19 protein-coding genes are annotated in these 19,205 nt (G+C 67.5%); 7 read left to right on the top strand and 12 right to left on the bottom strand.

The genetic code is table 11. The features are described 5' to 3' along the window. Nucleotides 1-59: 59 nt before the first annotated feature. The gene (locus tag ACIHA7_RS27390; protein WP_397293777.1) at nt 60-866 is read left to right on the top strand and encodes an HAD-IB family hydrolase; all 807 of its coding nucleotides are present in this window, start codon (nt 60-62) and stop codon (nt 864-866) included. A 502-nt stretch (nt 867-1,368) separates the two neighbouring features. Here the strand turns inward: ACIHA7_RS27390 and ACIHA7_RS27385 are convergent. From ACIHA7_RS27385 to ACIHA7_RS27365, 5 genes are all read right to left on the bottom strand, one after another. Further along, a complete protein-coding gene (locus tag ACIHA7_RS27385) occupies nt 1,369-2,115 on the bottom strand; it encodes an oxidoreductase (RefSeq protein ID WP_397293776.1) in 747 nt (248 codons plus the stop codon). 233 nt (nt 2,116-2,348) lie between these two features. Next, entirely contained in the window at nt 2,349-4,055 is a 1,707-nt protein-coding gene (locus ACIHA7_RS27380) for a dipeptide ABC transporter ATP-binding protein (protein WP_397293775.1), read from the bottom strand. Further along, nucleotides 4,052-5,029, bottom strand: coding sequence for an ABC transporter permease (locus ACIHA7_RS27375; RefSeq protein WP_397293774.1), 978 nt, complete (start codon nt 5,027-5,029; stop codon nt 4,052-4,054). Before ACIHA7_RS27375 ends, ACIHA7_RS27380 begins: the two co-directional genes overlap by 4 nt. Next, nucleotides 5,022-5,948 carry an ABC transporter permease gene (locus ACIHA7_RS27370; RefSeq protein WP_397293773.1) on the bottom strand — a complete coding sequence of 309 codons (927 nt, stop codon included), beginning with the start codon at nt 5,946-5,948 and terminating at the stop codon, nt 5,022-5,024. Before ACIHA7_RS27370 ends, ACIHA7_RS27375 begins: the two co-directional genes overlap by 8 nt. A 61-nt stretch (nt 5,949-6,009) precedes the next feature. Continuing rightward, nucleotides 6,010-7,599: an ABC transporter substrate-binding protein gene (locus tag ACIHA7_RS27365; protein ID WP_397293878.1), complete on the bottom strand. Its 1,590-nt coding sequence runs from the start codon at nt 7,597-7,599 to the stop codon at nt 6,010-6,012. Nucleotides 7,600-8,013: 414 nt separating this feature from the next. Here ACIHA7_RS27365 and acs point away from each other — a divergent pair, with 414 nt between their 5' ends. The 4 genes from acs to ACIHA7_RS27345 all read left to right on the top strand — a co-directional run bounded on the left by acs (nt 8,014) and on the right by ACIHA7_RS27345 (nt 12,924). Further along, nucleotides 8,014-9,966, top strand: coding sequence for an acetate--CoA ligase (gene acs, locus ACIHA7_RS27360; RefSeq protein WP_397293772.1), 1,953 nt, complete (start codon nt 8,014-8,016; stop codon nt 9,964-9,966). Nucleotides 9,967-10,179: 213 nt separating this feature from the next. Beyond that, complete coding sequence (nhaA, locus tag ACIHA7_RS27355) at nt 10,180-11,439, top strand: Na+/H+ antiporter NhaA (protein WP_397293877.1); 1,260 nt, start codon at nt 10,180-10,182, stop codon at nt 11,437-11,439. Next, the gene (locus ACIHA7_RS27350) at nt 11,436-11,942 is read left to right on the top strand and encodes a phage holin family protein (RefSeq protein ID WP_397293771.1); all 507 of its coding nucleotides are present in this window, start codon (nt 11,436-11,438) and stop codon (nt 11,940-11,942) included. The genes nhaA and ACIHA7_RS27350 overlap by 4 nt, the downstream gene beginning before the upstream one ends. A 46-nt stretch (nt 11,943-11,988) precedes the next feature. Then, nucleotides 11,989-12,924, top strand: coding sequence for an alpha/beta fold hydrolase (locus ACIHA7_RS27345; RefSeq protein WP_397293770.1), 936 nt, complete (start codon nt 11,989-11,991; stop codon nt 12,922-12,924). 65 nt (nt 12,925-12,989) lie between these two features. On the opposite strand, the gene ACIHA7_RS27340 is transcribed toward ACIHA7_RS27345, so the two are convergent. The 4 genes from ACIHA7_RS27340 to nth are packed head-to-tail and all read right to left on the bottom strand — an operon-like array spanning nt 12,990 to nt 16,220. Then, nucleotides 12,990-14,183 (bottom strand): MarP family serine protease, encoded by a 1,194-nt coding sequence (locus ACIHA7_RS27340; protein ID WP_397293769.1) that lies wholly within the window; start codon nt 14,181-14,183, stop codon nt 12,990-12,992. After that, complete coding sequence (locus ACIHA7_RS27335; RefSeq protein WP_397293768.1) at nt 14,180-14,896, bottom strand: NUDIX hydrolase; 717 nt, start codon at nt 14,894-14,896, stop codon at nt 14,180-14,182. The genes ACIHA7_RS27340 and ACIHA7_RS27335 overlap by 4 nt, the downstream gene beginning before the upstream one ends. Next, on the bottom strand, nt 14,893-15,525 hold the full coding sequence (locus ACIHA7_RS27330; protein ID WP_397293767.1) for a TlpA family protein disulfide reductase: 633 nt from the start codon (nt 15,523-15,525) through the stop codon (nt 14,893-14,895). Before ACIHA7_RS27330 ends, ACIHA7_RS27335 begins: the two co-directional genes overlap by 4 nt. Then, complete coding sequence (gene nth, locus ACIHA7_RS27325; protein ID WP_397293876.1) at nt 15,522-16,220, bottom strand: endonuclease III; 699 nt, start codon at nt 16,218-16,220, stop codon at nt 15,522-15,524. The genes ACIHA7_RS27330 and nth overlap by 4 nt, the downstream gene beginning before the upstream one ends. 241 nt (nt 16,221-16,461) lie before the next feature. On the opposite strand from nth, the gene ACIHA7_RS27320 reads away from it, so the two are divergent. Further along, nucleotides 16,462-16,689, top strand: a complete 228-nt coding sequence (locus ACIHA7_RS27320; RefSeq protein ID WP_014981184.1) for a hypothetical protein — start codon at nt 16,462-16,464, stop codon at nt 16,687-16,689. Between the two features lie 246 nt (nt 16,690-16,935). Further along, a complete protein-coding gene (locus ACIHA7_RS27315; protein ID WP_011206875.1) occupies nt 16,936-17,610 on the top strand; it encodes a Crp/Fnr family transcriptional regulator in 675 nt (224 codons plus the stop codon). Between the two features lie 104 nt (nt 17,611-17,714). Here the strand turns inward: ACIHA7_RS27315 and ACIHA7_RS27310 are convergent, their stop codons facing one another. Genes ACIHA7_RS27310 through ACIHA7_RS27300 form a run of 3 tightly spaced genes read right to left on the bottom strand, consistent with a single transcriptional unit; the run spans nt 17,715 to nt 19,193 of the window. Then, a complete protein-coding gene (locus ACIHA7_RS27310) occupies nt 17,715-18,506 on the bottom strand; it encodes an MBL fold metallo-hydrolase (protein WP_397293766.1) in 792 nt (263 codons plus the stop codon). A 46-nt stretch (nt 18,507-18,552) separates the two neighbouring features. Continuing rightward, on the bottom strand, nt 18,553-19,020 hold the full coding sequence (locus ACIHA7_RS27305; protein WP_397293765.1) for a RidA family protein: 468 nt from the start codon (nt 19,018-19,020) through the stop codon (nt 18,553-18,555). An 11-nt stretch (nt 19,021-19,031) separates the two neighbouring features. Continuing rightward, complete coding sequence (locus tag ACIHA7_RS27300; RefSeq protein ID WP_014981181.1) at nt 19,032-19,193, bottom strand: DUF4177 domain-containing protein; 162 nt, start codon at nt 19,191-19,193, stop codon at nt 19,032-19,034. Between the last annotated feature and the right edge of the window lie 12 nt (nt 19,194-19,205).

Raw genomic sequence — 19,205 nt, 5'->3', positions numbered from 1 at the left:
CGACCGCCGCGGGTCCGCGCGTGCCGTAAGGGCGGTGGCGATACGCCTATGCTGGTCGGGTGGACTCACCCACTGCGGACGGACGCGTCGCCGCCTTCTTCGATCTGGACAAGACTGTGATCGCGAAATCGAGCACGTTCGTCTTCAGCAAGCCCTTTTACGCGCAAGGCCTGTTGAATCGCCGCGATGTGCTGGAAAGCAGCTACGCGCACTTCCTGTTCATGCTGTCCGGCGCCGACCACGACCAAATGGAGCGGATGCGCGCCCATCTCACGAACATGTGCGCAGGCTGGGACGTCGAGCAGGTGAAATCCATTGTGGCCGAGACGCTTCACGAGCTGGTGGATCCGCTGATCTACGCCGAGGCGGCCGATCTCATTGCCGACCACAAGATCCGGGGCCACGATGTGGTGATCGTGTCGGCCTCGGGCGAGGAGATCGTCGGCCCGATCGCGGAGGTGCTGGGCGCCTCGCACACCGCGGCGACGCGGATGGTCGTCGCGGACGGCAAGTACACCGGCGAGGTCGAGTTCTACTGCTACGGCGAGGGCAAGGTCGCCGCGATCGAAAAGCTGGCCGCCAGTGAGGGTTACGACCTCGCGCGCTGTTACGCGTACTCCGATTCGGTCACCGATCTGCCGCTGCTGAACGCGGTGGGCCATCCGACGGCGGTCAATCCCGATCGCGGCCTGCGCCGCGAGGCACTCGCCAACGGCTGGCCGATTCTGGCCTTCTCGAACCCGGTATCGCTGTGGGCCCGGTTCCAGGCACCGTCGTCCACTACCCTTGCCGCGACCGCGGTGGTCGGCCTGAGTGCGTTGCTCGCCGGCGCGATCAGCTATCGATTGCTGCGCCGGCGCAGCTGAGCCTTAGCCACCGCCGACGGGGGCGCGACCGCCGCTGCTCGAGCGGAAGCCCGGTACTTGCCGGAGAGGTTTGCTGAGTGCACACGCAAGAAGTTGCGACCAGGCATTGAACCACGAAACGCCGATCGACACGCCGTGAATCGAATGTTTTCGCAGCTCTTGATGTGAGAGCTGTCACAGAGTAAAAAGGTAACTACGGAAGGTCGGAAGGCCAAGGCAGGACCGGAAGAGAAGGTTCCGTCTCCCATCCAGCCTTCCCAGCACGGACACCAGGCACCCACGCGGAGCGCGCCGCGACAAGGGCAGAAGCGTTGTGGGCCTGCGAAATCCGGGTCTTCGTCGGCGATGGCCTCGCACAGGTTGCGGGGATGAACCGCCGGAGGTCGGACTCTCGCCGAGGCCGTAAACACAACCCACCCAGCACGCTTGGTAACCGGGTAGTCCGTGCTACGCGGGCGGTGAGGTCGGCAACGACACGCCGCCCGCTTTGACGTTCCGTCGACTACCCCGACGCCGAATCGGCGATCGACGTGGCCTCCCGCGCACCATCCTCCAGCGCACCGCAGCACAGCAGCACCCAGCCGCCGACCGCATCCGCCACACCGGACCCGAACGCCGCTGCCGCGTCGAGATACGCCTGCCTGCGCCGCAGCCAGAAAACTTCGGGCACTCCCAAGCTGTGCGGATCCAGCCCGCTCGACACCGCGACCAATCGCGAGGCCGCCCGCGCGACGACCCCGTCCGCGGTCCCGAACGGCCGCAACGCGAGGAGCTCGCCGTGCACCACCGCGGCGATCACGGGAGCAGGCGCGCTCGACCCGAGCACCGTCTGCACCAGCAGATCGAGGCGCTCGGCCACCCCGGCGTCGGGCCGTGGCCTGCCGAGCGCCGCCTGGTCGGCAACCAGATCGGCGGCGGCGAGCAGATGCAATCGGGCCAGCGCCTGCAACGGCGCCCGCTGCCAGGTGCCCACCAGATTCCGCAGCGCGTCACCGTCCAACGCCTGGCCAACGCGCAGCGACCCGGCCAAAATCGGATCGCCGACCTGACCGTCGGCGGGCAGCTCGGTGCTCCCGCCGTCGATGGCGGCCGACGATCGGGCGGCCCGCACCGCGGCTTCGGCGGCGGTCGTCGGCCAGCCGCGCCGATTCGCCTTGTGCCGATGCACCTCGGCGAGCGCATCGCGGGCGCGGTCGGCCGCGGCACGGACACCGGGGAGATCGACGAGAGGCTGTAGCGGATCGGTCACGGTTTACGAGGCTACTTGCGCCCGCCGGGCCGCTGGACCCAGCCCGCCGCGCGATGTCACTCAGCTGACGGAAACGGCCTCATCAGCACGGTTCACGGAAAGCGCGACTATTCGGCGCGCGACGAGCACCGTTGAGGAGTGCCCCGAGCGTGGCCGTCACAGCCCCCGACCAAGCGGCCGGCCCGACCCAACCGGGCCGGGCCGGCCGCCACACTCGTCGACAGGCCGATTGCTCAGCTCACCAACAGATCTCGGCCAGGGATGGCATCGAGCAACCGCCGGGTGTACTCCTCCCGAGGACTGTCGAAGACCTCCTGGGTGGACGCCGCCTCGACCACCTTGCCGGTCTGCATCACCAGGACGTTGTCCGCGATCTGCCGGACGACAGCCAGGTCGTGGGTGATGAACACATACGACAGACCCAACTCGGCCTGCAGATCGTTCAACAGCCGCAGAATCTGCGCCTGCACCAGCACGTCGAGCGCGGACACCGCCTCGTCACAGACCACGACCTCGGGCGAGAGCGCGAGGGCACGGGCCACGGCGACGCGCTGGCGCTGACCACCCGACAACTCGTTCGGGTACCGGCGCATCACGGTGGACGGCAGCGACACCTTGTCGAGCAGTTCGCGCACCGTGGCCTCGCGCTCCTTCGGGGTGCCGATGTCGTGCGTGCGCAACGGCTCCTCGATGGTGCGGTAGATCGAGTACATCGGGTCCAGCGAGCCGTACGGGTCCTGGAAGATCGGCTGCACCCGGCGCCGGAACGCGAAGGCGCCCTTGCGATCCAGCTTCGCCACCTCTTTGCCGTCGAAGGTGACCTTGCCCGAGGTGGGCTCGAGCAGACCGAGGATCATCTGCGCGACCGTCGATTTCCCCGAGCCGGATTCACCCACGATGGCGGTGGTGGTGCCACGCCGCAGCCGGAACGACACATCCTGCACCGCGAGAAAGTCGGTCGACTTCCATGGAACGCTGCCGCGGATCTTGAACGCCTTGGTGAGGTTCTCGACCACCACCACGTCGTCGGGCACCACGGTCAGCTCCGTGTCGGCCGCCGCGATCTGCTCGGCCACCTGCACCGCCTGCTCGCGGATCTCGATGCGCTGCTTCACCGAGGACAGCCGCTGCGACGCCAGCGATGGCGCGGAGTTCACCAGCCGCTTGGTGTACAGGTGCTGCGGTTCGCGCAGAATCTGCAGGGCCGGACCGGATTCCACGACGCGGCCGCGATACATCACCACCAGATGCTCCGCGCGCTCGGCGGCGAGGCCGAGGTCGTGGGTGATCAGCAGTACCGCGGTGCCTAGCTCGTTGGTGAGGCCTTCGAGGTGATCGAGGATCTGCCGCTGCACGGTGACGTCGAGCGCCGAGGTCGGCTCGTCCGCGATCAACAACTTGGGCCGGCACGCCAGGCCGATGGCGATGAGCGCGCGCTGCCGCATGCCGCCGGAGAACTCGTGCGGGTACTGGTTCACCCGGCGTTCGCCGTCGGACATGCCCGCTTCGTGCAGCAGTTCGATGGCCCGTTGTTTGGCCGCCTTCCCCTTGGCGATGCCGTTGGCCTCCAACGTCTCCCGGATCTGGAAGCCGACCTTCCACACCGGGTTCAGGTTAGACATCGGGTCCTGCGGGACCAGCCCGATCCCGCTGCCACGTACCGCGATGACGTCCTTCTTGGAGGCCTTCGCCAGATCTTTGCCGTCGAACATGATCGAGCCGGAGGTCACCTGCCCGGTGCCGGGCAGCAGATCGATGATCGCGTGCGCGGTGGTGGACTTGCCCGAGCCTGATTCGCCGACGATCGCGACGGTCTGGCCCGGATACACCGACAGGTTCACATCGCGGACGGCGGGTATTTTCTTGCCCTCCGAGGTGAAACAGACGTTCAGGTCCTTGATTTCGAGCAGGGGCGACTGTGCGCTGCGGGACTCACTCATCGCTTCCTAGCCTTCGGGTCGAGGGCGTCGCGCACCGCGTCGCCCAGCATGATGAAGCTCAGCACCGTGAGCGCGAGCGCCGTGGCCGGATAGAACAGGATCGCGGAGGTGCGGATCTCCTTCTGCCCCGACGAGATATCGGCCCCCCACGACACGATCGTGCGCGGCAGGCCGACACCGAGGTAGGACAACGTCGCCTCGGTGACGATGAAGACGCCGAGCCAGATGGTAGTGACCACGATGAGTGGGCCCACCGCGTTCGGCACCACATGGCGCAGCAGCGTGCGTATTCGCGAGACGCCCAAAGCCTTTGCCGCCGTGACGTAGTCGCTGTTCTTGGCTTGGATCACCGCACTGCGCGCGATCCGGGCCGCCTGTGGCCAGGTGAACGAGGCGAGAATGAGGACCACGGTCCAGATGGTCCGCGAGTCGAGCAGCTGCATGATCACGATCGCGGCCAGCATCAGCGGGATCGCGAAGAAGATCTCGGCGACGCGCGACACGATCGAGTCGAGCAGCCCGCCGTAGAAACCGGACAGCGCGCCGAGGACACCGCCGATCAGCACGAACAGCACGGTCGAGCCGACGCCCGCCAGCACCGATGCCCGTGCGCCGTACACAGTTCGGGCGTAGATGTCACAGCCCTGTTTGTCGAAGCCGAACGGATGACCAGGACCGCGTGGATCCATGCTGAAGTCGCCGTTGCAGTAGCGCGGATCCTGACTGGTGAACAGCCCCGGCCAGATGACGACGATGAGCACGAAGACGATCATCAGCGCGGCGACGATGAAGATCGGGTTGCGCCGCAGCTGTCGCCAGGCGTCCTGCCAGATGCTGGTCGGCGAGCCCGCGTCGACGACCATGTCGGTGGCGAGCACCTCGACCTCGTCGGGCGGTGCGACGAAGTAGGTCTGCCTGCCGCGGGCCGCGCTCTCCGCGAGGTCGATTCCTTTTCCTTTGTCGAGGTCAGGCATAGCGGATCCTCGGATCGAGTGCGGCGTAGAGCAAGTCGACGACCAGGTTGGAGATCAGGAAGATGATGATCAGCACCGTCACGAACGACACGACCGTGGGCGGTTCGCCACGGGTGATCGCCTGGAACAGCGTGCCGCCGACGCCGGGAATGTTGAAGATGCCCTCCGTGACGATGGCGCCGCCCATCAGCGAGCCGAGTTCGGCGCCGAGGAAGGTGAGCACCGGGATCATCGAGTTACGCAGGATGTGCACCGTCACCACCCGCTGCCTGCTCAGCCCCTTGGCGGTCGCGGTGCGGACGAAGTCGGCGGACATGTTCTCCGCCACCGAGTTCCGGGTCAGCCGCAGCACATAGGCGAACGACAACGACCCGAGTACGAAAGCGGGGACCAGCAATTCGGTGAAACTCGCTTTGCCGGTGACCGTCACCGGCGCGATCCCCCACTTCACCCCGAGCAGGAACTGCGCGAGGAAGCCGACGACGAAGATCGGGACCGCGATCACGACCAGGCTGATCACCAGCATCGTCGAGTCGAACAGCTTGCCCTTGCGCAGCCCGGCCACCAGGCCGAAGATGACGCCGAACACGGCCTCGATGCACACCGCCATGGCGGCGAGTTTGATGGTGATCGGGAAGGCCCGCGCCAGCTCCTCGCGCACCGGCCTGCCGGAGAAAGCGGTGCCGAAGTCGAACGTGACGATGCCCTTCAGATACAGCAGATACTGCATGATGAAGGGCTGGTCGAGGTGGTACCGCGCGCGGAGCTGTGCTTCCACCGCGGGGGTCATCGGTTTGTCGCCGGCGAGGGCCTGAATCGGATCGCCGGGAATGAGGAATACCAAGGCATAGATGAGCAGCGTCGCCCCGAGGAACACGGGGATCATCTGAAGCAGACGCCGCACGACATACCAGGCCATTTCGTCTCCTGGGTCAGTGGTGAGCCGCGCCGTCGGGTACGACGGCGCGGCTCAACAGCGGCTACTTCTCGATGTTTTCGAAGTCGAACAGACCGTTCCAGGCGAGCTCGGCCTTCTTCACCTTGTCCGAGCGACCGGCGTTGGCGATGTAGTCGAGCACCGGGATGTCGGCCATGTCCCTGAGCATCAGGGTCTGCGCCTGCGCGACGATCTTGTAGGACTCTTCCTGCGTCGGCGCGGCGAGCGCGGCGTCGAGCAGCTTGTCGAACTCCGGGTTCTTCCAGTCGACGTTGTTGGTCTCGGAGTAGCTGTAGTACTGCGAGGTCAGGAACTGCAGCATGGTCGGGTAGTCACCCTGCCAGCCGTAGCGGAACGCCTTGCCGATGGTCTTGGCGTTCACCTCGTCGCGGATGTTCTTGAACGTCGGGTACGGCGCGCCGACGGCGTCGATGCCGAGGGTGTTCTTGATGCTGTTGGCCACGGCTTCGATCCAGGCCTGGTGGCCGCCGTCGGAGTTGTAGGCGATCTCGTAACGGCCCGACCACGGGGAGATGGCGTTGGCCTGGGCCCACACCTTCTTGGCCTCTTCGGGGTTGAAGTTCAGCGCCTCGGAGCCGGGCAGGTTCGGGTTGAAGCCGGGCAGCGAGGCCGAGGTGAAGTCGCGCGCGGGCAGCCGGGAGCCGTGGAAGATGTTCTCGCAGATCTGCTCGCGGTTGATCGCCATCGAGAGAGCCTTGCGGCGCAGGATGCCTTCCTCGCCGCTGAAGTGCGGGACGTTGGCCTGGATGCCGATGTGCTGGTTCTGCGCGGTGGGCTTGGTGATCGCCCGATCGCCGAGATCCTGCTTGTAGGACCGGAGCGCGCTGTCCGGGATGGTGTCGAGGGTGTCGAGGTTGCCCGCGAGCAGGTCGGCGTAGGCCGTGTCGAAGGACTGGTACATCACGAACCGCAAGCCCTTGTTCTTCGGCGCGCGGCCACCCTTGTACTCCGGGTTGGGCACCAGGTCGATCTGGACGTTGTGCTGCCACGCACCATTGCTGGCGAACTTGTACGGGCCGTTGCCGATCGGGTTCTCGCCGAAGGCCTTGATGTCCTTGAACGCGGCTTCGGGCAGCGGGTAGAACGGCGCGTAGCCGAGCTCGGTCTCGAAATCGATGGAGGGCGACTTGAGTTCGACGGTGAAGGTGCGGTCGTCGACCACCTTCAGGCCCCGCAGCGTCTGTGCCGTCGGCGTCTCCGCGGACACCTCCTCGAACCCGAGGATCGGGGTGAACACGTAGCTCTGCAACTGTGCGTTGGTGCCGAGCGCGCCGTAGTTCCACGCGTCGACGAACGACTTCGCCTTGACCGGGGTGCCGTCGCTGAACTTCCAGTCCGGCTTGATGGTGATCTTGTAGTTCTTCCGGTCGGACGACTCGATCGACTCAGCCATCTCGTTGTGCGCCACACCGTTGGCGTCGTAGTACTTCAGGCCGGCGAACAGCCGGTCGACTACGCGGCCGCCCATGTTCTCGTTGGTGTTGGTGGGCACCAACGGGTTCTGCGGCTCACCACCACCGGTGGTGACGATGCCCTCGTCGGCACTACTGTCCGACGAACACCCGGCCAGGCCGAGGCTGGTAGCCAGCAGCGCGGCCGCGGTCAGCGCCATTGCTCTGTTGAATCTCAACGCGTTCTCCCGTTTTCGAGAAGGGCGGAATCCGTGGCATGCGCATGAGGTCACCAGGCGCATGCCAGCACAATCCGCCTTGGGTGTCTCGGAGGGTAGCCACCGAAACGGACTCTGTCATCGGATTGACCAAGGTTCATTCCACTTGTTCCCAATCCGGCAACACGGACGAAACACGAAAAACATCGCGCCAAAACGACCTATCCACCGGAACATTGCCTCCGCAGAGGTCGCCCGGCGCCTCCCGGATCAGACCCCTCCGTTGCGGATTACGCGACGGCGTGACGGGACCGAAACCCGGTGGACACACCGGACGCGGCGTAGGTCACAGTTGATTACTGTCGAACGTGCTGCGTTTGAATTGTGCGCTCAGGCTACGTGGAAAGAAGAACCGAGATGACCGAAACCGCCGACCACAAGGACTCGTACTCGCCGAGCGCGGAGTTCGCGGCCGCGGCGAACGCCGGTGCCGAGCTCTACGAGCGGGCGTCGGCCGATCGCGACGCGTTCTGGGCCGAGCAGGCGAGTCGGTTGCATTGGCATCAGCCGTGGCGTCAGGTGCTGGACTGGAGCGACGCGCCGGTGGCGAAATGGTTCGCCGACGGCAAGCTCAACGTCGCCTACAACTGCGTGGACCGGCACGTACTGGACGGCCACGGTGACCAGGTCGCCATCCACTGGGAGGGCGAACCGGGCGACTCGCGCGCCGTCACCTACCGCGAGTTGCTCGCCGAAGTCAGCCGTGCCGCGAACTACTTCACCGAGCTCGGCCTCGAAGCAGGCGACCGGGTCGCCATCTACATGCCGATGGTCCCCGAGGCCATCGTCGCGATGCTGGCCTGCGCCCGGCTCGGCCTCACCCACTCGGTGGTGTTCGCAGGCTTCTCCCCCAGCGCGCTGCGCCAGCGGGTCGACGACGCGAGCGCCCGGCTGATCATCACCACCGATGGACAGTGGCGCCGTGGTAAGGCGGCACCGCTCAAGGAAGCGGTGGACGAGGCGTTGTTCGCGAACGGCGATGTGCCGCACAGCGTTGAGCATGTGTTGGTAGTCCGGCGCACCGAGATCGAGGTGCCGTGGACCGAGGGTCGCGACCTGTGGTGGCACGAGACTGTCGCCGAAGCTTCACCGGAACACGAGGCGCAGCCCTTCGATGCCGAGCACCCACTGTTCATCCTCTATACATCCGGCACCACCGGAAAGCCGAAGGGCATCCTGCACACCTCCGGCGGCTACCTGACCCAGGCGTCCTACACCCACCACAACGTCTTCGATCACAAAGCGGGACAAGACGTCTACTGGTGCACCGCCGACATCGGCTGGGTCACCGGACACAGCTACATCGTCTACGGACCACTGTCCAACCGCGCCACTCAGGCGGTCTACGAGGGCACCCCGAACTTCCCGGACGAGCACCGGCACTGGCAGATCGTCGAAAAGTACGGCGTCAGCATCTATTACACGGCGCCGACGCTGGTGCGCACGTTCATGAAGTGGGGCCGCGAGATCCCCGCCGCGCACGACCTGTCCAGCATCCGGCTGCTCGGCTCGGTCGGTGAGCCGATCAACCCGGAGGCCTGGCGCTGGTACCGCGACGTGATCGGCGCGGGCACGGCGCCCGTGGTGGACACCTGGTGGCAGACCGAGACCGGCGCCATCATGATCTCGCCGCTGCCCGGCGTCACCGCGACCAAGCCCGGCGCGGCGATGGCGCCGCTGCCCGGCATCTCGGCGCTCGTGGTGGACGAGGAGGGCAAGCCGGTGCAGCGCGGCGAGACCGAGGCCAACGGCTACCTCGTGCTCGACCAGCCCTGGCCGTCGATGCTGCGCGGCATCTGGGGCGACATGGAGCGGTACCGGGCCACCTACTGGGAGCGCTACGCCGCGCAGGGCTGGTACTTCGCCGGTGACGGCGCCAAACTCGACGCCGACGGCGACCTGTGGGTGCTCGGCCGGGTGGACGACGTGATGAACGTGTCCGGCCACCGGATCTCCACCGCCGAGGTGGAGTCGGCGCTGGTCGGGCACTCCGGCGTGGCGGAGGCCGCGGTGGTCGGGGCGAGCGACGAGACCACCGGCCAGGGCATCGTCGCGTTCGTCATCCTGACCGCCGAGGCCAAGAACACCGGCGCGGCGCTGGTCGACGAGCTCAAGGCCGAGGTGTCGCGCGAGATCAGCCCGATCGCCCGGCCGAGGGAGATCCACGTGGTACCCGAGCTGCCCAAGACGCGCAGCGGCAAGATCATGCGCCGGTTGCTGCGCGACGTCGCCGAGGGCAGGGAACTCGGCGACACCTCCACGCTGGTCGATCCCAACGTCTTCGAGGCGATTCGGGCGCCCAAGGCGTAGCCCGTTCCACGGGGCACAGTGCGACCTCGCGCATTCGCGGCGCGCAAGCGCTGCATAGTAGGGCCGGTGGCGGTGTTTCGTCACCGGCCCTACCCGTTAGGATTGCGTAAGGTGTGCCGGGAAGTCTGGTCGGCCTGCGAGCGTGTCCGACCGCCGAGGCGGTGGATGTCGCGGTCGCAGCGTTGACCGACCGACGCCGAAAGGTTCTCCGTGATCACGCAAGTGCGCTCGGAACTATCCCGCTATCTCCGCACCGAAACAGTCGGCGGTGCAATCCTGCTCATCGCGGCCGCCGCGGCGTTGCTGTGGGTGAACTCGCCGTGGGGCGAGAGCTACGTGACGATGACCGAGACGCCGCTGGCCATCGCGCCGCTGCACCTGGACCTGACGCTGGCGGACTGGACCAAGGACGGCCTGCTCGCCATCTTCTTCTTCGTCGCCGGGCTGGAACTCAAACGCGAGCTCGTCGTCGGCGAGCTGGCCGACCCGAAACGGGCGGCACTGCCGATCATCGCCGCGCTCGGCGGCGTGGTCACCCCGGCGCTGATCGCCCTGGCGGTGGGCTTCGGCGAGCCGGGAATGGATCGCGGCTGGGCCATTCCGGTGGCCACCGATATCGCGTTCGCGCTGGCCGTGCTGGCCATGACCGGTTCGCGCATCCCGACGAGTGCACGGGTGTTCCTGCTCAGCCTCGCGGTGGTCGACGATCTGGTGGCCATCATCCTGATCGCCGTGCTGTTCACCACCACGCTGTCGCTGCTGTGGCTGCTGGCCGCCGCCGCCTGCTTCGCGGGCTGGGCGCTGGCTCAGCACAAGCGGATCAGCACGCCGTTGCTCTATGTTCCGCTGGCGCTGGTGTCCTGGTACGCGCTGCACGAGGCGGGCATCCACCCGACACTGGCCGGCGTGGCCCTCGGGCTGCTCACCAGGGTGCGCCTCGACCCCGGTGAGGAGCAGGCGCCCGCCACCCGGTTGGAGCACCTCGTCCAGCCGATCTCGGCCGGGCTGTGTGTGCCACTGTTCGCGTTGTTCGCCTCCGGGGTTCCGTTGGACGGCAAGGTGTTCGGGGAGCTGTTCAGCGACAGGCTGGCGCTGGCCGTGATTCTCGGCTTGCTGCTCGGCAAGACCATGGGAATCTTCGGGATCAGCTGGCTCGCAATCCGGTTCGGAGTGGCGAAGCGTCCCGCCGGATTGGGCTATCGCGACATGTTCGCCCTGTCGGTGCTCGGCGCGATCGGGTTCACCGTTAGCCTTCTGGTGGCAGAACTCGCGCTTGCCGGCGTCGACGACGGCTCCGCGGTCGAATTGGCGAAGGCCGCTGTGTTGGTCACATCAATGGCGGCGTCGCTCGCCGGTTCGGCGCTACTGTTGCGACGTGGGCGTGTCCACCAGGCGCGGCGGGACGCCCGTGCGCTACAACGAAAGAGTGAGGCCGAAGCAGTGCCTGGACAGGGAGAAGGGTCTACCAAGTGAGTTTCACAAACGGCGGTAACGGCAACGACGCGCAGCGCGGTCGTACGGTGACCTCCATTCCCCTTTCCGACGCCAACCCCAGCGGCAGCGCCAGCTTCGGCACGCTGGTGCGCGACGCGACCGAGCAGATGTCCACCCTGGTCCGCGCGGAGGTCGCCCTGGCCAAGGCCGAGGTGACCGGCGAGATCAAGAAGGGCCTGCAGGGCAGCGTCTACTTCATCCTCGCGCTGACCGTCCTGCTGTTCAGCACGTTCTTCTTTTTCTTCTTCCTCGGCGAGTTGCTCGACGTGTGGCTGGCCCGCTGGGCCGCCTTCCTGATCGTGTTCGCGCTGATGATCGTCGCGACCGCGCTGCTCGCCTTCCTCGGCTATCTGCGGGTGAAGAAGCTGCGCGCGCCGGAGAAGACGATCGACTCGCTCAAGCAGGCCAAGACGGTGCTGCCGCACGGCTTCGGTGCCGCCGCGCACGACGACTACCGCTCGCTGGAAAAACCCGCTTCGTAACCGCGCGCTCGCGCGCGGATACCCCGAACTACTAGGCTGCCTCGGCGTGTCGTCGCACTTCATTCCGGATCCGTCCAGCGTCCGTTTCGACGGCCCGTGGGCGCATCGGGACGTTCATGCCAACGGCATTCGATTCCACGTGGTGGATGCCGCTCCCGAGCGCACCGACGCGCCGCTGGTCGTGCTCCTGCACGGCTTCGCCGACTTCTGGTGGTCCTGGCGGCACCAGCTGACCGGGCTCGCCGAGCTCGGGTATCGCGCGGTAGCGGTGGACCTGCGCGGGTACGGCGACAGCGACAAACCCCCACGCGGCTACGACGGCTGGACCCTGGCCGGCGATATCGCCGGGCTCATCCGCGCGCTCGGCTACACCGACGCGACCCTGGTCGGGCACGCCGACGGTGGCCTGGTGTGCTGGGCGACCGCGGTGCTGCACCCCCGGCTGGTTCGGTCCATCGCCGTGGTGGGCTCACCGCACCCCGCGGCTCTCAAGAGCGCGGTGCTGCGCAACCGGCAGCAGCGCGCGACCTGGCTGCCGAACTTCCTGCGTTACCAGCTGCCGCGCTACGGCGAACGGCTGCTGACCACCGGTGACGGGTTCGAGGTCGAGCGCATGCTGCGCGCCAGGGTGAGCGGATCCTGGTCCGGCACCACCGAATTCGTCGACACGGCGCGGCGCATGCGGTCGGCTATCCAGATTCCCGGCGCGGCCCACTGTGCGCTGGAGTATCAGCGCTGGGCGTTCCGCAGTCAGTGGCGCCCCGACGGTCGCCGGTTCATGGCCACCATGCGCGAACCGATCCGCATCCCCGTTCTGGCCATGCGTGGCGATCTGGACCCCTACGTGCTCGGCAGCACCTTCCGGCGCGGCAGCCACCTCTCCCCGGACCGGCGCCTGACGACCATTCCCGCCGCGGGGCACTTCGCGCACCAGGAGAATCCGGACGTGGTGACCGCGGAGCTGGCGAAGCTGCTCGCGTAGTGCGGCGGTGATCCAGCTGGTTCCCGGGCCGAGTCCGACTGTGCCGAACCAGACCCGGGACTTTCTCAGCTCAGTACGCAGGCACCGGTGCCCACCGGGATGTTCGACCCGGTCGCGGCGTCGAGTTGGGCGCGGACCTCGGCCAGCGTGAGCACGTAGCCCGTGTCGTCGTCGGTCACGGCGGCACCGAAGACGACACCGAGCACCTCGCCCTGCGTGTCCACCAGCGGTCCACCGGAGTTGCCCGCGCGGACGCGGCCGCGCACGGTGTAGACCTCACGTTCGACGGTGCCGTCCCGGTAGATCGTGGGGCCGGTGAGGTCCAACGTCTCACGGATGCGGGCCGCGCTCGCCGTGTACGGGCCACCGCCGGGGTAGCCGAGCACGATGGCACTGTCGCCGGGCCGTGCGGCCGCGGGTGCCTGCGGCACCACCGGCGCGGTGAGCCCGGGCACCGCGAGCACCGCGACGTCCTTGGACGGATCGAACAGCACCACGTTCGCGTCCAGCGGGCCGCGCACCGTGTCCACCACCACGCTGGTAGTGCCTGCGACCACGTGGGCGTTGGTCATGATCCGCTCGGGAGCGATCACGAAACCCGACCCTTCCAGTGCCCGCTGGCAGCTCGGCGCGACGCCACGGATGCGCAGCACGCTCTGCTGCAGCGCGGCGGCGACCGGGCTGGACAGCACGCTCGGGTCCGGCGCTTCTACGGCGGCGATCGGGGCGCGGCCGAAGGGGCCGATCACGTCCGGCAGGCCGGAGGTGTTCAGCAGTTTGGAGAACTCGTTGGGCAGGCGGCGCAGCCAGTTCGGCGCGACCTCGTTGACGTCGGTGAGCACCCGCGAGCCGTTGATGGCGGTGGCGATCGACGGCTGCGACGAGGTAGCCAACGGCAGCGCGAGCAGCCACGCGGTGACCAGCACGGCCACCGCCTGCAGCCCGGCGCCGACCACGCTGTCCACGCTGCGGGTGAACGGATGCCGCATCCCGCTGCGCGCGGCGCGCCCGAGCACCATGCCCGCGACCTCACCGATGATCACCAGCACCACGATCAGCAGCACGCCGGTGAGCACCCGAGTGCGGCCCTCGTCGACATGGATCAGGATGTGCGGCGCGATGAGAATGCCTGCGACCGCGCCGAGCACCACGCCGAGAAAGGCGAGGGCGGACGCGACCGCGCCCTGCCGCCACCCCGAGGAGGCGGCCAGCAGCGCGAGCAGCACCACCGCGATATCGAGCCAGGCCGAGGAGGTCATAACGCCATGCCCACGTCGGCGAGGGCGGTCTCTAGATCACGAACGTCCTTGTGGTCCCAATCACGTTCCCAGCCTGCGGCTTTGAAGATGCCCGCCAGGATGCCGCCGGTGAGACCCCAGACCAGCATGCCGTCCACCTGGAAGGCGGGGCTCTGATAGCCGAGGCTGCCGCGCACCAGGAAACGGTTCGCCGGATCGAGCAACGCGGACAACGGCACTCGCACCACCCGTTCGGTCTCGCTCTCGTCGACCACGCCGACCTCGCTGGGGGTCCGCCAGTAGGCCACCACCGGCGTCACGTCGAAACGTGACGGCGGCACGAACAACTTCGGCAGCACCGCAAGGGGTTCCACGCCGGAACGTTCGAGTCCGGTCTCTTCGCAGGCTTCGCGCAGCGCGGTGTCGATCGGTCCGGTGTCACCGGGATCCACCGCGCCACCCGGGAACGCAACCTGGCCGCGATGCTGGCGCATGGTGGCGGCGCGCTGGGTGAGCAACACCTCAGCGTCGGCGGGCAGCCCACCGGGCGCGGCCGGATCGGCCTCGGGCGAGCCGCCGAACAACACCAGGACCGCCGCCTGCCGCGGGGTCGAGGTGAGCGACATGGCGCGGCGCAGGGTGCGCGCGAGAGTCAACGTGTCCGAGGTATCCGCCGCGGGCTCGGTGGCTTTGCTCAGCCACTTCGGAATGTCTTCTGGCACCGGGATGCTCATGCGGCGACTCCCAGTTCCCGCGCGACGGTTTCGCTGATGTCGTCCACCCCGCTGAACGCGCGCACCACGACCTGCGCGACGGAACCGTCCGCGCGCAGCAGCACTGAGATGGGCAGCACCGCGGGAGCGCCGACCGCGGTGCGCACGCGCGCGTCGGCGTCGAGGACACCAGGAAGTTCCACGCTCAATCCGGTCAATCGTGAAATCGCCTTGGCCTCATCAGGGTCGCTGTGCACGGTCAGCACGGTAATCGCGTTTCCGGCACGTTGGGCGAACTGCTGCAAATACGGCAATTCTTGCGCACACGGTCCGCACCAGTATGCCCAGAGATTCAGCAGCGCAGGCTTACCCGCGAGCGCGGCGGCCAGCTCGACGCTCCCGCCGTCGGCCAGGCAGCCGACGGTGAGGCCGGCCAGTGGGCCGGAACCGGTGGCGCCCGCGGCGGGCCGCGGGCAGGCCGCGAGGTTCGCGGCGAGACGTTGCTGCTCGGATACCCCGGCGCGGGCCTGTTGCCCGTTCTCCGCCGCGGTGTCGGCCTCACGGCCTCGCGGCCACAGCGCGACCGCCAGCGCGACCACCGCGATCAATCCGGCCAGCGCCCATCGCCAGGCGACCGGGAATCGTCTCACCGGCCCACCAGCTCGAGCAGGTGCTCCTTCTCCGGGCCCTTGACCAGCTCGGCGGCGGTGTCCGGGTCGGTGGGGCCGGTCCCGAACGAGGGGCAGTCCTTGGCCAGCACGCACACACCGCAGGCCGGCTTGCGGGCATGGCACACCCGGCGGCCGTGGAAGATCACCCGGTGCGACAGCATCGTCCAGTCTTTGCGCTCGATGAGCTCGCCGATGATGTGCTCGACCTTCACCGGGTCTTCCTCGTCGGTCCATTGCCAACGCCGGACCAGCCTGCCGAAATGGGTGTCGACGGTGATGCCGGGCACACCGAACGCGTTGCCGAGAATCACGTTGGCGGTCTTGCGCCCGATCCCGGGCAATTGCACGAGTTCGTCCATGGTGTGAGGCAATTCACCATCATGGCGCTCCAGCAGCGCCTGACCGAGGCCGATCAGCGAGTTGGCCTTGTTGCGAAAGAAACCGGTCGAGCGGATGTATTCCTCCAGCTCGGCCCGGTTGGCCTCGGCATAGGCGCGCGCGTCGGGGTACTTGGCGAACAGGGCGGGCGTGGTGAGATTCACCCGCACATCCGTGGACTGCGCGGAAAGTATTGTCGCGACCGCCAATTCGAGCGGCGTGGTGAAGTCCAGCTCACAATGCGCATCCGGGAAGGCGGCGGCCAGTGTGCGATTCATCCGGCGCGCCCGGCGCACAAGTCCGAGCTGGGTTTCCGCCTGTCGCGCGCGGGATTTCCGTTTCGGAGCGGCGACCGCGGCGGGTTGCGCATCGGTCGCCTCGGGGGCGGACGCACGCCCGTTTTCGGCGGCTGTGGAGGGGGTGACACGCACCTGTCCACCATACGGAACCGTCGGCCAACGTTGCCCGTCCAGTTCGGTTGCCGTGTTCCATCTGAGACCTAGACCGTGTTTACTCCTCCGTATGCAAGGACTCGCTGTGGTGCTCTTCCCAGTGCTGTTGATGCTGTTCGCACTGGGTATGGAGCGGGTCGAGAACCGGCTCCGCAAACTTCTCGAACCCGACGAAGAGGTTCAGCAGTACCTGGACAAAGCAAGCAACGCAGAAGTGAAAGAGCTGACGAGGCTCGGCCTGCCGGCGGCCGTGGCACGGATGCGCAAGCGCCGTGCGCGCGGCGAAGAGCTGGATGTGGCCCGGGCCAGTTAGCGCTCGGCAAGGCGAGGAACCGCGCACATCCGCCGAGCCGCGACGGGCCCGGCGGCGGCAGTTCGGTTGACCAGGCAGGGACCTGCGAACGCCGCCGACAAACACTGGTACGGTTCTTCGCTGCGCCACGCAATCCACTCGTTACGTGGTGTCTGTCACTACGCTGTCATCATGCCGCGTAGACTGCGCTGTTGGCCGAGTCGCTTTCGGTCCAGTACGGAGCCATTTCCCATAAGGAGCACATAAGTGGACGAGGCCCTCGCCAGAGCAGGCATCTTCCAGGGCGTCGAGCCCACTGCGGTGGCCGCCCTCGCCAAGCAATTGCAGCCGGTGGATTTTCCGCGCGGCCACGTCATCTTCAACGAGGGTGAGCCGGGAGACCGGCTCTACATCATCACCTCGGGCAAGGTGAAGATCGGCCGCAGATCACCGGACGGCCGGGAGAACCTGCTGACCATCATGGGCCCGTCGGACATGTTCGGCGAGCTGTCGATCTTCGATCCGGGCCCGCGCACCTCCACCGCCACCACGGTGACCGAGGTCCGCGCCGTCACCATGGATCGCGACGCGCTGAAGTCCTGGATCGATCAGCGGCCCGAGATCGCCGAGCAGCTGCTCCGCGTGCTCGCGCGTCGCCTGCGTCGGACCAACAACAACCTGGCCGACCTGATCTTCACCGACGTCCCCGGCCGGGTCGCCAAGGCGCTGCTGCAGCTCGCACAGCGGTTCGGCACCCAGGAGGCCGGCGCGCTGCGGGTCACCCACGACCTCACCCAGGAGGAGATCGCCCAGCTGGTCGGCGCCTCCCGCGAAACCGTGAACAAGGCGCTCGCCGACTTCGCGCACCGCGGTTGGCTGCGGCTGGAGGGCAAGAGCGTGCTCATCTCCGACTCGGAGCGACTGGCGCGCCGCGCGCGCTGACGCGAGACCGGACAACACGCTGGGTTCAGAGCTCCTGGAGCCCAGCGTGTTTGTCGTGCGCTTAGCCCTGGTCGTGCGCTCAGCCTTCGGTCGGGTAGGACTGCTCAGCCGTGGGCGCGTAGGTACTCCAGCTGCGCCTGCACCGAGCTGCGGGCGGCCAGCCAGAGCCGTTTGTCGACATCGGCGTAGACGCGCCGCACCACGTCCATCGCGCTCGCCTTCGGGCCGAGCACCCGCAACGCCTCGCGCACCTGATCCAGGCGTTCCTGCCGGTGCGTGATGTAGTACCGGGCGACCGGCGCCAGATCGGGATGGTCCGGACCGTGCGCGGGCAACAGCGCCTTCCCCGCCCCGATCTCGACCAGCCGGTCCAGCGAGGCCAGATAATCGGCCAGCGTGCCGTCGCTCGAATCGAGCACCGTGGTGCCGCTGCCCAGAATCGTGTCACCGGTCAGCACCGCGTCGTCGAGCAGGAAACTCGTCGAATCCCCGGTATGGCCCGGTGTCGCCACGACGGTGAGGCGCAGGCCGGCGGCCTCGATCACCTCACCGTCGACCAGCGGCGCGTCCGAGCCGCGCAGAAAGCCGGTGTCCTTGGCGCGCACGGGGGTTCCGGTCAGTTTCACCAGGCGATCGATGCCGCCGGTGTGATCGTGGTGCCGGTGCGTGATCAACGTGAGTGCGATTTCTCCGCCGGTGACCTCGGCGATTCTGGCGCTGTGCGCCTTGTCCTTCGGACCGGGATCGACCACCACACAATCCGACCGCCCCGGTGCCCGCAGGATCCAGGTGTTGGTGCCGTCCAGCGTCATCTGGCCGGGGTTGTCCGCCAGCAGCACCGCTGCCGTCGGGGTGACCTGCCGTAGTTGTCCGTACGCGGGATGAGTCAGCGTCATCGATGTACCCCAGTCGATCGAATCCCAGTCCGGGACTTTTCAGTTGTTACCGCACCTCGGCGATGAGTTCTACCTCGACCGGGGTGTTCTTGGGCAGCTCGGAGACGCCGACCGCGGAACGCGCGTGCACGCCCGCGTCACCGAACACCTCGGCCAGGAACTCCGACGCGCCGTTGATCACGATCGGCTGGTCGTTGTAACCGGGTGCGGAGGCGACGAATCCGACCACCTTCACGATGCGCACCACCGCGTCCAGGCCGACCAGGCTGTGCACCGCCGCCAGCGCGTTGAGCGCGCACAGCCGCGCGGCTTCCTTCGCCTGCTCGGTGGTCACCTCCGCGCCGACCTTGCCGACCGCGGACAGCTCGCCGTCCACGAACGGCAGCTGGCCGGAGGTGTAGACCAGCGAACCGGTCCGGATCGCCGGAATGTAGGCGGCCACGGGCGCGGCCACCGGAGGCAGGGTCAGGCCGAGGCGGGTGAGGTTGGTCTCCCATTCGGTCACTGCGGTCATCCCCTTCTCCTTTACTTCGGGCGCTTGAGATAGGCGACGTGCTGCTCACCGGTCGGCCCGGGCAGCACGGTCACCAGCTCCCAACCGTCCGCGCCCCACTGATCGAGAATCTGCTTGGTCGCGTGCGTCAACAACGGCACGGTCGCGTACTCCCACAAGCTCGCTTCACTCATGCGAGTGAGCGT

Origin of the sequence: Nocardia sp. NPDC052316 (genome assembly GCF_044547795.1) — a bacterium.
Classification (GTDB): domain Bacteria; phylum Actinomycetota; class Actinomycetes; order Mycobacteriales; family Mycobacteriaceae; genus Nocardia.
Note: the sequence above shows the minus strand (reverse complement) of the source record. Positions and strands in the feature narration are given on the sequence as shown.

Bases quoted from the DNA above. Each gene is read 5' to 3' on its own strand.
- ACIHA7_RS27380 (WP_397293775.1), bottom strand. From the start codon at position 4,055: ATGAGTGAGTCCCGCAGCGCACAGTCGCCCCTGCTCGAAATCAAGGAC.
- ACIHA7_RS27375 (WP_397293774.1), bottom strand. From the start codon at position 5,029: ATGCCTGACCTCGACAAAGGAAAAGGAATCGACCTCGCGGAGAGCGCG.
- ACIHA7_RS27370 (WP_397293773.1), bottom strand. From the start codon at position 5,948: ATGGCCTGGTATGTCGTGCGGCGTCTGCTTCAGATGATCCCCGTGTTC.
- ACIHA7_RS27365 (WP_397293878.1), bottom strand. From the start codon at position 7,599: ATGGCGCTGACCGCGGCCGCGCTGCTGGCTACCAGCCTCGGCCTGGCC.
- acs (WP_397293772.1), top strand. From the start codon at position 8,014: ATGACCGAAACCGCCGACCACAAGGACTCGTACTCGCCGAGCGCGGAG.
- ACIHA7_RS27340 (WP_397293769.1), bottom strand. From the start codon at position 14,183: ATGACCTCCTCGGCCTGGCTCGATATCGCGGTGGTGCTGCTCGCGCTG.
- ACIHA7_RS27335 (WP_397293768.1), bottom strand. From the start codon at position 14,896: ATGAGCATCCCGGTGCCAGAAGACATTCCGAAGTGGCTGAGCAAAGCC.
- ACIHA7_RS27310 (WP_397293766.1), bottom strand. From the start codon at position 18,506: ATGACGCTGACTCATCCCGCGTACGGACAACTACGGCAGGTCACCCCG.
- ACIHA7_RS27305 (WP_397293765.1), bottom strand. From the start codon at position 19,020: ATGACCGCAGTGACCGAATGGGAGACCAACCTCACCCGCCTCGGCCTG.
- ACIHA7_RS27300 (WP_014981181.1), bottom strand. From the start codon at position 19,193: ATGAGTGAAGCGAGCTTGTGGGAGTACGCGACCGTGCCGTTGTTGACG.